This window comes from Brevundimonas sp. P7753, from assembly GCF_013386595.1.
GTDB lineage: Bacteria > Pseudomonadota > Alphaproteobacteria > Caulobacterales > Caulobacteraceae > Brevundimonas > Brevundimonas bullata.
This window is the reverse complement of record NZ_JACARP010000041.1, coordinates 40,230-53,465: the sequence shown is the minus strand read 5'-3', so window position 1 is coordinate 53,465 and position 13,236 is coordinate 40,230. Positions and strand designations below refer to the sequence as shown.

The following is a 13,236-nucleotide window of genomic DNA, read 5'->3' as shown; positions in this document are numbered from 1 at the left end:
GGGCCGGATCGGGGCCGGGGGCAGGCGACGGCCCGCCGCGCCTGATCCAGGGACCGACCAAGGATCAACTGAGGCGACTGCATCCGCGTGAGGCCTTCCGTCAGCGCCTGAACGGCAGCGCGCGGATCGCCTGCCGCATCCGGCTGGACAGCCGACTGGAGAATTGCCGGGTTGTGGACGAGGCGCCGCCGGGTCGGGGATTCGGCGAGGCGGCCCTTGCGGCCTCCGGCTATTTCCGCTTTCGTCCCCCGACGCGGGACGGTCGCCCTGTTGAAGGACGCGAGATCACTGTGGGTGTGGAGTTCATGCCGTGATGCGCCGCTGGAGCGGTGCGCCCGTTGACGCCATTCGAATCCCCTGTATAAGGGCGGCTTCCGCGAAGGGCGCACACGCTCCTGGTCTGTTGACCGGAGCGGTTTCCGCGTCTGTTTAAGCGTATCTGGAGATTCTCGTGGCCCGTATCGCTGGCGTCAACATTCCGACCAACAAGCGCGTCGAAATCGCGCTTCAGTACATCCATGGCATCGGCGCACACGCCGCCAAGGAAATCACCGCTAAGGTCGGCATTGAGCCGGCCCGCCGCGTGAACCAGCTGACCGACGCTGAAGTTCTGCAGATCCGTGAAACGATCGACAAGGACCACACCGTCGAAGGCGACCTGCGCCGTGAGACGTCGATGAACATCAAGCGTCTGATGGACCTGGCCTGCTACCGCGGCCTGCGTCACCGCAAGGGCCTGCCGGTCCGCGGTCAGCGCACGCACACCAACGCACGTACCCGCAAGGGTCCGGCCAAGCCGATCGCCGGCAAGAAGAAGTAAGAGAGGGCTGATCGATGGCCAAGGAACCGGGTCGCGTAAAGAAGCGCGAGCGCAAGAACATCACGTCGGGCGTCGCCCACGTGAACGCCTCCTTCAACAACACCATGATCACGATCACGGACGCCCAGGGGAACGCGATTTCCTGGTCTTCGGCCGGTCACATGGGCTTCAAGGGTTCGCGTAAGTCGACCCCTTACGCCGCCCAGATGGCTGCTGAAGACGCTGGCAAGAAGGCGCAAGAGCACGGCGTGAAGACGCTGGAAGTCAACGTCTCGGGTCCGGGTTCCGGCCGTGAGTCGGCGCTTCGCGCTCTGCAGTCGGTGGGTCTGACGATCACGACCATCCGCGACGTCACGCCGATGCCGCACAATGGTTGCCGTCCGCCCAAGCGCCGCCGCGTCTAAGCGACCGACTACCCCTTTTCCCGCCGGTTCCTTCTGCTCTGAACGTGAGAGCGTGGAACCGGCGAAACCCGTTCGAGGGACTCTATGATCGAAAGAAACTGGCAAGAGCTGATCCGTCCCGAGAAGCCGCAAGTCGAGGGCGGTTCCGACCCGCTGCGCAAGGCGCGTCTGGTCGCTGAGCCTCTCGAGCGTGGTTTCGGTGTGACGCTCGGCAACGCGCTTCGTCGCGTTCTGCTGTCCTCGCTGCAAGGCGCGGCTGTCACGGCCATCCAGATCGACGGCGTTGTTCACGAGTTCTCGTCGCTGGAAGGCGTGCGGGAAGACGTGGTCGACATCGTCCTGAACATCAAGCAACTGGCGCTGCGCATGCACGCCGAAGGCCCCAAGCGCATGACACTGCGCGCCACGGGTCCCGGCGTCGTCACGGCGGCTCAGATTGAAGCGCCGGCGGACATCGAGGTTCTGAACCCCGATCACGTCATCTGCACGCTGGACGACGGCGCTTCGGTCCGCATGGAACTGACGGTCCAGAACGGCAAGGGCTACGTCGCCGCCGAACTGAACCGCCCGGAAGATGCGCCGATCGGCCTGATCGCCGTCGACGCCCTGTACTCGCCGGTCAAGCGCGTCGCCTATCGCGTCGAGCCGACCCGTCAGGGCCAGTCGATGGATTACGACAAGCTGATCCTGGAAGTTGAAACCAACGGCGCCGTCTCGCCGGTTGACGCGGTGGCCTACGCCGCCCGCATCCTGCAAGACCAGCTGCAGATCTTCATCACCTTCGACGAGCCGACCAAGGCTGTTGAGGCGGCGGACGGCAAGCCCGACCTGCCCTTCAACCCGGCCCTGCTCAAGAAGGTCGACGAACTGGAGCTGTCGGTCCGCTCGGCCAACTGCCTGAAGAACGACAACATCGTCTACATCGGCGACCTGATCCAGAAGACCGAGGGCGAAATGCTTCGCACCCCGAACTTCGGCCGCAAGTCGCTGAACGAGATCAAGGAAGTTCTCGCGACGATGGGCCTGTCGCTCGGCATGGACGTGCCGAACTGGCCGCCCGAAAACATCGAAGATCTGGCCAAAAAGTTCGACGACCAGATCTGATCATCAACCCTCCGCCCAGCGCCCTTCGGGGCGCGGATGGGGCGGTTAGAATGAACAAGGCCCCAGGTCCCGCCCCTTTAGTTAGGCCGGAAACCAGGGTTGAGTAGGAGAGACCCCGATGCGCCACGGCGCCGCTTACCGCAAGCTCGGCCGTACGGTCAGCCACCGCCAAGCCATGTTCGCCAACATGGCCGCCTCGCTGATCAAGCACGAGCAGATCACGACCACCCTGCCGAAGGCGAAGGAACTGCGTCCCTTCGTTGAGAAGCTGGTCACGCTGGCTAAAAAGGGCGACCTGCACGCTCGTCGTCAGGCCATCAGCGCCGTCCGCGACGTGCCGCAAGTCGGCAAGCTGTTCGAAACGATCGGCCCGCGCTACGCCGAACGTTCGGGCGGTTACATCCGCATCATGAAGGCCGGCTTCCGTCACGGCGACAACGCCGCGATGGCCGTGATCGAGTTCGTCGATCGCGACGCCGCCGCCAAGGGCCTGGACTCGGGTCCGGTCTATGCGATCGAAGGCGACGACGAAGCTTAATCGCTTCATCGGCTTGAGACATTGAAGGGGCGGCTGGAGCGATCCGGCCGCCCTTTTCGTTTGTCTGCACGCTTGTCGCCTCTCGGCGAGCGGGCGATAGAGCGGCATGAGTACGGTTGAAGATCGCATCGTCGCCTATACCACCGTCCATGCGGACGCCTGGAAACGGCTGAACACCGACTGGCTTGTGGAAGGCGGCTTCGTCCTGGAAGCCAAGGATCATCTGACCCTGGACGACCCCGAGGGGCAGATTCTCTCCAGGGGCGGCCATATCTTCTTTGCCGAGCGGGATGGCGTTAGCGTCGGCTGCTGCGGCCTGATCGCCATGGCGGACGGCGGGTTCGAAGTCACAAAGATGACGGTGCGGCCGGAGGCGCGGGGCGGGGGCCTGGCCTTGCGCCTGCTGGAGGCCTGTGAGGCGACGGCGCGGGATGCGGGCGCGCACCGCCTCTATCTGGAGACGAGTTCGACGCTGGGGCCGGCGCTGGCTCTCTATGCCCGGTTCGGTTTCGTGCACCTGCCGCCGCAGCCGACGCCCTATGCGCGGGCAGACGTCTGGATGGAGAAGCGGCTGTAGCGGCGCGGCGCTTCGGCTATTCCTTTGACAGGTCCTGACGGCTGAACCACCACAGGGCCAGGCTGAACGGGACGAGGGACCACAGGGCCAGGCTGGCGACGGCGCGCAGCACGACGCCGTCTTGCAGGACAGCCGTCGGGACGCCGCCCAGGATGACCGTCTTCAATGCCTCATAGGCGGCGCCGGGAAACAGCAGCAGGGTCTGCCAGTCGGCGGCGCTCCATCCCAGGATGGGGGCGAGGGTGACGAGGAAGGCCTGAGCGACGCCGACGACCAGAGGCACGAACAGGGCCGCCAGCTGAGAGCGCGTCAGGACGGCCGTCAGCAGGCTGAGCATTAGAAACTGGACGACCCGGACAAAGGCCAGAAGGAAGAGGAGGCCGAAGGTCAGGGCTTGCTCGCCGCCGAAGCGGAACACGAGATCCTTGTCGAGGACGACGCCCTTGATAGCGGCTCCGAGCAGGGCGGCCGCCAGGAACAGGACCAGGCCCGCCAGGGTCATCAGCTTGACCGCGCCGACCTTGCCCATGATCAGGTTGGGGCGACTGTTGCGCGCGGTGATCAGGCGCCAGGTCTCCCAGCGGTAGTCGCTGGAAAAGACGGTCGCCGCGCCGATCAGCAGGAAGGCCAATAGGGCAGGGTTGGCCAACTGGCCGGCGGCGGACAGCAGGGTGTCGCCCAGATCAAGGGCGGCGCGAGCCGAGGTCAGCTGCGGCGGCAACTGGTCGGCCATGCGGTCGACCTTGGCGTCGATCACGGCGCCGCCGATCAGGACGGCCAGCCATATCAGCGGCACGAAGATTAGGCTCCACGACAGGACCGTGCGGTTCTTGAGCAGGCGCCAGGATTCGGAGCGGATGGCGTCAGCCAGCATGGAGGGCCTCCCGGACCTGAGCATCGGTGCGTGCGGGGCCGGTCTCGGCCATGAAGACGCTTTCCAGATCGGCGCCGACCCAGCGGGCCTCGTCGATGTCCACGCCCTGTTCGATCAGGGCGCGCAGCAGGGCAGGGCCTTCGGCGCGGGGGATGGCGGCCAGGACGGCGTCGCCGTCCAGCGTCGCCTTGTCGCCCAGCACGCCCATGATCCTGGCCAGAGGCGTGGCGGTCAGGCGCAGGCGTTCGCCAGCGGCGGTCAGTTCGCTGACCTTGCCCTCAGCGGCCAGGGTGCCGCGATTGAAGATAGCCACGCGGTCGCAGACGCGCTGGACCTCAAGCAGCTGGTGGCTGGCCAGGATGATGGTCACGCCGTCGTCGTCGGCCAGGCTCCGGATCAGGGCGCGCATTTCCTGGATGCCGGGCGGGTCCATGCCGCTGGTCGGTTCATCGAGAATGACGAGATCCGGCTTGGTCATCAGGGCGGCGGCGACGCCGAGGCGCTGCAACATGCCGACCGAGAAGCCGCGCACGCGGCGGTTGGCGGCTTCGGTCAGGCCGACGCGGTCCAGCCAAGCGTCGATGGCGGCGTCCTTGGCGCCGTGCGCCAGCGCCAGCCATTCCAGCACCTGACGCGCGGTCATGTAGGGCGGGAAGCGCGGCGTCTCGATCATGGAGCCGATGCGGCGCATGACGGCGGGGTCGCCCGCGTGCTGGCCCAGAACCCGGACCTCGCCCGCCGTGGGCCGGATCAGACCCAGCAGGATGCGGAACAGGGTGGACTTGCCGGCCCCGTTGGGCCCCAGCACGCCGTAAACCCCGCCGCGCGGGATGCTCAGGCTGAGCCCGTCCAGGGCGCGCACGGCGCCATAGGTCTTGGTCAGGCCGGTCGTTTCGATCACAGCGGTCATGCGCTCGAGCTTGGCCTGATGGGGATAAGCCGACAAGGCGTCTTCTTGCTGTCGCAGATTAAGCTTAGGCAATCTCCCCGAAGTCGCTTCGGAGTGTCCATGTTTTCTCGCGTCGCGGGCCTGTGTCTGGCCCTGTTGCTGACCGCCTGCGCCAGCACCCCTGTTCAACAGGCTGAGCCGCAAGCCGCGCTGGCCGCCGAACGGCCTTTGGTCATGCTGGTCTCCATCGACGGTTTCCGCGCCGACTATCTGGATCGGGGGATCACGCCGAACCTGTCGCGACTGGCGGGCGAGGGGGCGACGGGGCCGATGCGGCCGTCCTTCCCCAGCGTGACATTCCCCAACCACTATACGCTGGTGACGGGGCTGCACCCCGATCACCACGGCATTGTCGGCAACAACATGATCGACGCCGAGCTGGGCCGGTTCTCGCTGGGCAACAAGCAGGCCGTGACGGACCGCCGCTGGTGGGACCAGGGCGAGCCGATCTGGGTCTCGGCGGAAAAGGCGGGGATCAAGACCGGCACCATGTTCTGGCCGGGCTCCGAGGCTGAAATCCATGGCGTGCGCCCGTCCTACTGGACCGAGTTCGATCAGGGCATGCCGGGCGATGCGCGCGTGGATCGCGTGCTGGAGTGGATGGACCTGCCGGCGGATCAGCGGCCGCAGCTGACCACCCTCTATTTCGACATCGTCGACACCCAGGGCCACCACCATGGCCCCGACGCGCCCCAGACGGCCGAAGCGATCCGCTCGGTGGACGCCTCCGTCGGTCGACTGGTCGAGGGACTGAAGGCGCGGGGCCTCTATGAGCGCACGGTGCTGGTGGTGGTGTCGGATCACGGCATGGCCGCGACCTCGCCCGAGCGGGTGACGTGGATCGACGACCTGATTGATCCGGCGGCGATCCAGATCGTCTATTCCGGGGCTGTGACCTTCCTGAACCCGGTAGTGGGTCGCGAGGCCGAGGTCGAGGCGGCGCTGCTGGGCTCGCGTCCGCATCTCGACTGCTGGAGGAAGAGCGAGATCCCGGCGCGGTTCGTCCTGGGTTCCAACCCGCGCGTCTCGGCTATCGTCTGCGCCTCCGAGCCCGGCTGGACCTTCACGACCAGGGCGCGGCCCATGACCAAGCCGGGCGGGGCCCACGGCTATGACAATTTCTCGCCGGAGATGGCGGCGATCTTCATCGCCCATGGACCGGGCGTGGTTCAGGGGCGGCGGTTGAACGATCTGGACAGTGTGGATGTTCAGCCCTTCCTGGCGCGTCTGCTGGGCGTCGATGCGCCGCGCGGGGACGGGCGGGCGGAAGATACGCTGGCGGTGACGACGCGCTGACTTCCCTTAAACGCGCTGCCTCCTGCGGTCCCGGATAGCCCTGCGGGCTTCCGGGATGACGCGGAAGAGGGCGAGGCCTAAAAGACCTGTCCAACAGATCGGCCCTCATGTCTCTGCATCACCCCAAGGTCCGCCGCGCGGCGATGGCCTTCATCTTTGTCACGGCGGTGCTCGACATCGTGGCCATGGGGATCGTCATCCCCGTGCTGCCGCATCTGATCGAGGAGTTCGTCGGTTCGAACGCGCGGGCGGGCTTGCTGAATGGCGTCTTTGTGGCGCTGTGGGCGGGGATGCAGTTCCTGGCCTCGCCGGTGATCGGTTCGTTGTCGGACCAGTATGGGCGCCGACCTGTCATCCTGATCAGCTGCGCCGGTCTGGCGGCGGACTATGCGCTGATGGCGCTGGCGCCGAACCTGTGGTGGCTGGCGGTCGGGCGGCTGATCGCGGGGATCACCTCGTCCAGTTTCACGACCATCTACGCCTATATGGCCGATATCACCGAGCCGGAAAAACGCGCGCGGGCCTATGGCCTGATTGGTGCGGCCTTCTCGGGCGGCTTTGTTTTGGGGCCGGTGCTGGGCGGTTTTCTGGGCGAGTTCGGGCCGCGCGTTCCCTTCTGGGTGGCGGGCGGTCTGTCGGGCGTGGCCTTCCTCTATGGCCTGTTCATCCTGCCCGAGAGCCTGGCCCCCGAGAATCGGATGCCCTTCAGCTGGCGGCGCGCCAATCCCGTCGGGGCCATGATGCTGCTGCGGCGTCATGCCGAGCTGGCGGGCCTCGCGATCGTGAACTTCCTGCTCTATTTCGCCCACCACGTCTTTTCGGCGGTCTTCGTCCTGTATGCGGGGCTGAGGTACGGCTGGGGGCCATGGCAGGTGGGGATGCTGTTGGCCATGGTCGGGGTGCTGGACATGATTGTTCAGGGGGTTCTGGTGGGGCCGGTCGCGAAGAAGCTGGGCGACCGGATGACGATGATCCTGGGGCTGTGCGGCGGCACCATCGGCATCGCCCTGATGGGCTGGGCGCCGACGGGCGTCGCCTTCATCCTCGCCATGCTGCCCAACGCCCTGTGGGGGCTGGCCATGCCGACCTTGCAATCCCTGATGACCCGGCGGGTCAGCGAGAGCGAGCAAGGGCAGCTTCAGGGCGCCAACATGAGCGTCGCCTCCATCGCCGGGGTGGCCTCGCCGTTGTTCTTCGGCTGGGTCTATTCGGAATCGGTGGAGCAGGGGATGTGGGCGCCCAATCCGGGGCTGGCCTTCTATCTGGCGGCGGGGGTTCTGGCGCTGGCGGCGCTGATCGGCTGGATCACGGCGCGTCGGGCGGAACGGGACGAGGTCACGGTCGTTTGATCGCGGCGGACGCCAGGCTTGGCCATTGGCCTTGATCCCGTCCCAAAACCATTGCGCAATGCGGCAAAGCCTTCCGAACGAGACCCTGACGACATGAAGACTTCCCGACTGGCCCTCGCCGCCGCCCTGATGCTGTCCGCCTGCGGCCAACCGCAACCGTCCAAGGCGCAGGAAGGCGTGTTCGCCGAGCAGCCGCGCGTGGCCCCGCGCGACGCCGGGGCGATGAAGTCCAGCTTTGCGCCCGTGGTGCGCGAGGCGGCGCCCGCCGTGGTCAACATCTCGGCGCGCGGCGTGCAGCAGGTGCGTGATCCCTTCTTCGAGATGTTCGGCGGCGGTCCGCAGTCGCGCGTGACCGGCTCGATCGGCTCGGGCGTCATCGTGCGCGCGGACGGGGTGGTGGTGACGAACAACCACGTCATCGAGAACATGCAGCAGATCCGCGTCACCCTGAACGACCGGCGCGAATACGCCGCCAGGGTTCTGCTGGCCGACTCACGCTCCGATATCGCCGTGCTGCAGCTGGAGGGCGTCGAGGGCAGTCTGCCGGTGTTGCGCATCGACGATCAGGAAGAGCAGCAGATCGGCGATCTGGTCCTGGCCATCGGCAACCCGTTCGGCGTCGGTCAGACGGTGACGACGGGGATCATCTCGGCGCTGAACCGGACCGAGACGGGGATTTCGGACTCGGGCTCCTTCATCCAGACCGATGCGGCCATCAACCCCGGCAACTCGGGCGGGGCCTTGGTGGACATGGACGGCGATCTGATCGGCATCAACACCGCCATCTTCTCGCGCACCGGGTCGTCGACCGGGGTGGGCTTTGCGGTGCCGGCGACCATGGTCAAGCGGGTGGTGGATTCGGCCATCGGCGGGGCCAAGGCCGTGGTGCGGCCGTGGCTGGGCGTGAAGGGCGACACCGTCAGCGCCGACATCGCCCGCAGCCTGGGCCTGTCGCGGCCGCAGGGCCTGATCATCACCGAGGTCTATCCGCAGGGGCCAGGCGCGCGCGCCGGTCTGGAGGAAGGCGACGTCATCACCGCCATCGACGGGGCCGAGATCAACGACCAGGGCGGGCTGAACTTCCGCGTCGGCACGCGCGCGCCCAATGACACGGTGGCCGTGACCATACTGCGTGACGGCAAGACCCAGACGGTGAACGCGCGGGTTTCGGCCCTGCCGGGCGTGGCCGATCCCGGTCAGGGCACGACCGTGGGGCAGGGCGCGCTGGCCGGTCTTCAGGGCGTGGCGCTGAGCCCGGCGCTGGCTGACCGTCTGGGCGGCGATCCCTTCACCAGCGGCGTGGTGGTCACGGGCCTGCAACGCAACAGCATTCCGGCCCGTATCGGCCTGAGGCCCAATGACCTGATCGTTCAGGTGGACGGCCGCCCGGCGACCTCGGTCGCGGCCCTTGGCCGGGCGCAGCGGGGGTCCGAACTGGTGATCGTGCGCGGCGGTCGCAAGCTGACGGGGCGGTTGCCGTAGGGGGGAGCCGGCTGACCTCTTCTGCCCACCCGTGGGGAGGAGAGGTCTTTCAGGCCTTTTTCGGGCCGCCGATGGACCAGGTGTGGCCGAAGGGGTCGCGGACCTGGCCGTAGCGGTCGCCCCAGAACTGGTCTTCCAGCGGCATGACGGGCACGGCGCCGGCCACCAGGGCGCGGGTCCACCACTCGTCGGGATCGTCGACCTGGAGATGCAGGGTCACGCCCTTGGGCTCGATGTCGGCCTCGCCGGTCCATTCGGGGAATTCATCGGCCAGCATGAGGCTGGCGCCGTTGATCCTGAGGTGGGCGTGCATCAGCCGCTCGCCGTCCTCGGCGGGCATCCGCATGATCTCTTCGGCGCCGAAGGCCCGGCCGTAGAATTCGATGGCCGCCAAGCCGCCCTTTGAGGGAATGGTCAGATGGGGCGTGAGGCCGCCGGTCGGGCCCTGGTTCGGCTGGGGGTCGGACATGGTTCCTCCGTTCGGGCCGATAGTAGTGCGTGTAATCGGCTGAACGAACGCCTATCTCTGCTGTTCCATGAGTGATCTGTTCGAAGCCTCCGGCATCCATCCCCCCAACGCGCCGCTTGCCGACCGTCTGCGCCCTCAGACGCTGGAAGAGGTCGTGGGTCAGGACCACCTGCTGGGCGAGGGCGGGCCGATCCGCCGCATGATCGAGGCTGGCCGTCTGGGCTCCATGATCCTGTGGGGACCGCCCGGCACCGGCAAGACCACCATCGCCCGGCTGCTGGCCAAGGCTGCGGGCTATGAATATCAATCGATTAGCGCGGTCTTTTCCGGCGTCGCCGACCTGAAGAAGGCGTTCGAGGCGGCGAGGATGCGCCGGGCCGCCGGACAGCAGACCCTGTTGTTCGTGGATGAGATCCACCGCTTCAACCGCGCCCAGCAGGACGGCTTCCTGCCCTTCGTCGAGGAGGGGGTCGTCACCCTGGTCGGGGCTACGACCGAGAACCCGTCGTTCGAGTTGAACGGGGCGCTGCTGTCGCGCAGCCAGGTCTATGTGCTGAAGCGTCTGGACGACGCGGCGCTGGATCAACTGCTGGATCGGGCGGCGGCGCTGATGGAGCGGCCCCTGCCGCTGACGCCGGAGGCGCGCCACGCCATGTTGGCCCTAGCCGACGGCGACGGGCGGTATCTGCTGACCATGTCGGAGGTTCTGTTCGATCTTCCCGAAGGCGACCTGCTGGACGTTCAGGCGCTGGCGGGGGTGCTTCAGAAGCGGGCGCCCGCTTACGACAAGTCGAGAGAAGAGCACTATAACCTCATATCGGCCCTGCATAAATCGGTGCGCGGGTCGGACCCGGACGCGGCGCTCTACTGGCTGGCGCGGATGCTGAACGGGGGCGAGGACCCCTTGTATCTGGCGCGGCGGATCGTGCGGATGGCGGTTGAGGACATCGGCCAGGCCGACCCCCTATCCATCATGGTCGCCAATGCGGCCAAGGACACCTACGACTTCCTGGGATCGCCCGAGGGGGAGCTGGCTCTGGCGCAGGCCGTCGTCCATCTGGCCACCGCGCCCAAGTCGGTCGGGGTCTATGAGGCCTTCAAGGCGGCGAAGAAGGCGGCGCATGAGACCGGCTCGCTGATGCCGCCCGCCCATATCCGCAATGCGCCGACCAAGCTGATGAAGTCGCTCGGCTACGGCAAGGGCTATCAGTACGACCCCGACACGCCCGAGGGCTTCTCCGGCGCCAACTTCTTCCCCGACGAGATGGAGCGCCGCACCTTCTACAAGCCCAAGGGCGAGGGCCATGAGGAGAAGGTCAAGGCGCGATTGGAGCGCTGGGCGGTGATGCGGGCGCGGACGCAGAAGGACGGTTGAGCCCTTTCCTCCCCATGAAATGGGGAGGTGGCGCGTCGCCGAAGGCGAGGTGACGGAGGGGGTGACTCGACATCGGACGTCTGCGCCGCCCCCTCCACCGCTTCGCGGTCCCCCTCCCCATGAAATGGGGAGGAGAAAAGCCACCTGATCACCGTTCATTGTTAAGCATGGCCGTTCGGGCTTAGCCTCTCGCTGATCGCAACCTGGGGAGGGAATGATGATCGATATAGCGAGGCGTCAAGCGACGCCCTGGCATCTGTGGCTTGTGGGCCTGCTGTCGCTGCTGTGGAGCGGCTATGGCGGATACGACTTCATCCAGACCACGACGCGCGGCGAAGCCTATATGCGCGAATCCGGTTTCGGCGACGAGATGATCGCCTATTTCAACGCCATGCCGACGTGGATGTATGTGCCGTGGACGCTGGGCGTCTGGGGCGCGGTGATCGGGTCGATCCTGCTGCTGACGCGCAGCCGCTGGGCGGTGCACGCCTTCGCCCTGTCGTTGCTGGGGGCGGTGGTCAGCCTGGTCTATTCGAAGTTCATCAACCCGCCGCCGGCCCTGCCGCCGCAGTTGGCCATGATGGAGTGGATGCCCTACGTCATCGTCGGGATCGCCGCCCTCTTGCTCTGGTACGCCTCGGCCATGGCGAAGAGGGCGGTCCTCCGCTAAAGGCTCGGCGGGTGAAAACCCGCCAGCCCGCTTCCCTGACCGAAGAAGATATCGCCGCCGTCCGTTCGTGGGTCATCCACGAGGACGCGCACATCATCGCCTTCAACAAGCCGTCCGGCCTGTCGAGCCAGGGCGGTCGCATCCAGGCCCATACCCTGGACGACCTGCTGTGGGCCTTTGCGCGCTCGAACGGAAAGCGACCCGAACTGGTGCACCGGCTGGACCGCGACACTTCGGGCGTCATCCTGGCGGCCAAGACCAAGCCGGCGGCGGGTTTCCTCGGCAAGGCCATGCAGATGCGCCGGTTCCAGAAGACCTATCTGGCCTTGGTGTCCGCTGCGCCCGAGCCGAAGTCGGGCCGCATCACCGCCGCCCTGCGCCGCGAGGAGATCGGGCGCGAGAGCTATATGCGGGTGGTCGAGTTCGACGCGCCGGGCGCGCAAGGCGCCGTCAGCGGCTATCGCACCCTGGCGGCCAGCGAGGACGGGGCTCTGGTCGAGCTGTCGCCCGAGACGGGGCGGATGCACCAACTGCGGGTCCATATGGCCTCGATCGGACGGCCTCTGGTCGGCGACGTGCGCTACGGCGGGGCGCTGACATTCGCCGGTCGCGGGGCGTCGCGGTTGATGCTGCACGCGGCCAGGCTGTCCTTCCCCCACCCCGAGGGCGGCGAGCGGGTGACGCTGGAGGCAGCCCCGCCCGAGGACTTTGCGGCGCTGCAGGCGGCGGCGGGGCTGTAGGCGGTTCAGCTTCTGTTCAGCTTCGCGGCGGAACATCGGGCCTTGCTCGGCGCTAATCGGGCAGGAGATTTCGCATGAAACGCCTGACATTCAGCCTGATCGCGGTTTCGGCCCTGGCTCTGAGCGCCTGCGCCAGCCTGGCCCCCTATGGTCCGCAGCAGTCGGCGGGCGGCCAGGGTTTCAATGAGCAGCGCATCGAGTCCGACCGTTTTCGCGTCACCTACAACGGTGTCGGCGCCGTCGGGCCGGTGGCGGATCGCGCCCTGTTCCGCGCGGCGCAACTGACCGTGGATCAGGGCTACGACTGGTTCGAGGTCACGCAGCGCTGGATCGACGGTCGTCCCGACAGCGCCGGGGGCGTTCGCCCCAGCGTTTCGATCGGCGCGGGGTCTAGCCGTTACGGCGGCTATCGCGCCTCGGGCGTCGGCGTCGGTCTGGGGCTTGATCTCAGCGGGCCGCAGCCGACCTCGACCACGCTGGAGATCGTCATGGGACGCGGCGCCAAGCCGGACCGCCCCGACGCCTATGACGCGCGCCGGGTTCAGGACGCGATCCGCAACCGGCTGTAGTCCGCCGACCGCTGTCATTC

The 13,236-nt window shown here is 67.1% G+C and carries 16 protein-coding genes; 13 read left to right on the top strand and 3 right to left on the bottom strand.

The window, feature by feature from the left end:
* The 6 genes from HX774_RS09140 to HX774_RS09115 all read left to right on the top strand — a co-directional run.
* A partial coding sequence (locus HX774_RS09140) for a TonB family protein (RefSeq protein WP_178826156.1) occupies window positions 1-314 on the top strand: 314 nt, incomplete at its 5' end.
* A 137-nt stretch (window positions 315-451) separates the two neighbouring features.
* Window positions 452-820: a 30S ribosomal protein S13 gene (gene rpsM / locus HX774_RS09135; RefSeq protein ID WP_114816471.1), complete on the top strand. Its 369-nt coding sequence runs from the start codon at window positions 452-454 to the stop codon at window positions 818-820.
* 14 nt (window positions 821-834) lie between these two features.
* Window positions 835-1,224 carry a 30S ribosomal protein S11 gene (rpsK, locus tag HX774_RS09130; RefSeq protein WP_013268944.1) on the top strand — a complete coding sequence of 130 codons (390 nt, stop codon included), beginning with the start codon at window positions 835-837 and terminating at the stop codon, window positions 1,222-1,224.
* A gap of 84 nt (window positions 1,225-1,308) precedes the next feature.
* Window positions 1,309-2,328, top strand: coding sequence for a DNA-directed RNA polymerase subunit alpha (locus HX774_RS09125; protein ID WP_178826154.1), 1,020 nt, complete (start codon window positions 1,309-1,311; stop codon window positions 2,326-2,328).
* Between the two features lie 118 nt (window positions 2,329-2,446).
* On the top strand, window positions 2,447-2,866 hold the full coding sequence (gene rplQ / locus HX774_RS09120) for a 50S ribosomal protein L17 (protein WP_114816468.1): 420 nt from the start codon (window positions 2,447-2,449) through the stop codon (window positions 2,864-2,866).
* A 106-nt stretch (window positions 2,867-2,972) separates the two neighbouring features.
* Window positions 2,973-3,443 carry a GNAT family N-acetyltransferase gene (locus tag HX774_RS09115; protein ID WP_178826152.1) on the top strand — a complete coding sequence of 157 codons (471 nt, stop codon included), beginning with the start codon at window positions 2,973-2,975 and terminating at the stop codon, window positions 3,441-3,443.
* 16 nt (window positions 3,444-3,459) lie between these two features.
* On the opposite strand, the gene HX774_RS09110 is transcribed toward HX774_RS09115, so the two are convergent.
* On the bottom strand, window positions 3,460-4,317 hold the full coding sequence (locus HX774_RS09110; RefSeq protein WP_178826150.1) for an ABC transporter permease subunit: 858 nt from the start codon (window positions 4,315-4,317) through the stop codon (window positions 3,460-3,462).
* A complete protein-coding gene (locus HX774_RS09105) occupies window positions 4,307-5,227 on the bottom strand; it encodes an ABC transporter ATP-binding protein (RefSeq protein ID WP_178826170.1) in 921 nt (306 codons plus the stop codon). Before HX774_RS09105 ends, HX774_RS09110 begins: the two co-directional genes overlap by 11 nt.
* A gap of 99 nt (window positions 5,228-5,326) precedes the next feature.
* Here HX774_RS09105 and HX774_RS09100 point away from each other — a divergent pair, with 99 nt between their 5' ends.
* The 3 genes from HX774_RS09100 (at window position 5,327) to HX774_RS09090 (ending at window position 9,393) form a co-directional block, all read left to right on the top strand.
* Window positions 5,327-6,562, top strand: a complete 1,236-nt coding sequence (locus HX774_RS09100) for an ectonucleotide pyrophosphatase/phosphodiesterase (protein ID WP_178826148.1) — start codon at window positions 5,327-5,329, stop codon at window positions 6,560-6,562.
* Between the two features lie 107 nt (window positions 6,563-6,669).
* Window positions 6,670-7,911, top strand: a complete 1,242-nt coding sequence (locus HX774_RS09095; protein WP_178826146.1) for a TCR/Tet family MFS transporter — start codon at window positions 6,670-6,672, stop codon at window positions 7,909-7,911.
* 93 nt (window positions 7,912-8,004) lie between these two features.
* Window positions 8,005-9,393 (top strand): trypsin-like peptidase domain-containing protein, encoded by a 1,389-nt coding sequence (locus HX774_RS09090; RefSeq protein ID WP_114816463.1) that lies wholly within the window; start codon window positions 8,005-8,007, stop codon window positions 9,391-9,393.
* Window positions 9,394-9,442: 49 nt separating this feature from the next.
* Here HX774_RS09090 and HX774_RS09085 read toward each other — a convergent pair whose 3' ends face one another.
* Window positions 9,443-9,862 (bottom strand): VOC family protein, encoded by a 420-nt coding sequence (locus tag HX774_RS09085; RefSeq protein ID WP_178826144.1) that lies wholly within the window; start codon window positions 9,860-9,862, stop codon window positions 9,443-9,445.
* A gap of 67 nt (window positions 9,863-9,929) precedes the next feature.
* Between HX774_RS09085 and HX774_RS09080 the strand changes: the two genes are divergently transcribed.
* The 4 genes from HX774_RS09080 (at window position 9,930) to HX774_RS09065 (ending at window position 13,216) form a co-directional block, all read left to right on the top strand.
* Window positions 9,930-11,237, top strand: coding sequence for a replication-associated recombination protein A (locus tag HX774_RS09080; RefSeq protein ID WP_178826142.1), 1,308 nt, complete (start codon window positions 9,930-9,932; stop codon window positions 11,235-11,237).
* 214 nt (window positions 11,238-11,451) lie between these two features.
* Entirely contained in the window at window positions 11,452-11,907 is a 456-nt protein-coding gene (locus HX774_RS09075; protein WP_218650351.1) for a hypothetical protein, read from the top strand.
* Window positions 11,908-11,918: 11 nt separating this feature from the next.
* Window positions 11,919-12,647: an RluA family pseudouridine synthase gene (locus HX774_RS09070; RefSeq protein WP_114816459.1), complete on the top strand. Its 729-nt coding sequence runs from the start codon at window positions 11,919-11,921 to the stop codon at window positions 12,645-12,647.
* Window positions 12,648-12,721: 74 nt separating this feature from the next.
* Entirely contained in the window at window positions 12,722-13,216 is a 495-nt protein-coding gene (locus HX774_RS09065; protein ID WP_178826138.1) for a hypothetical protein, read from the top strand.
* Window positions 13,217-13,236 lie beyond the last annotated feature (20 nt).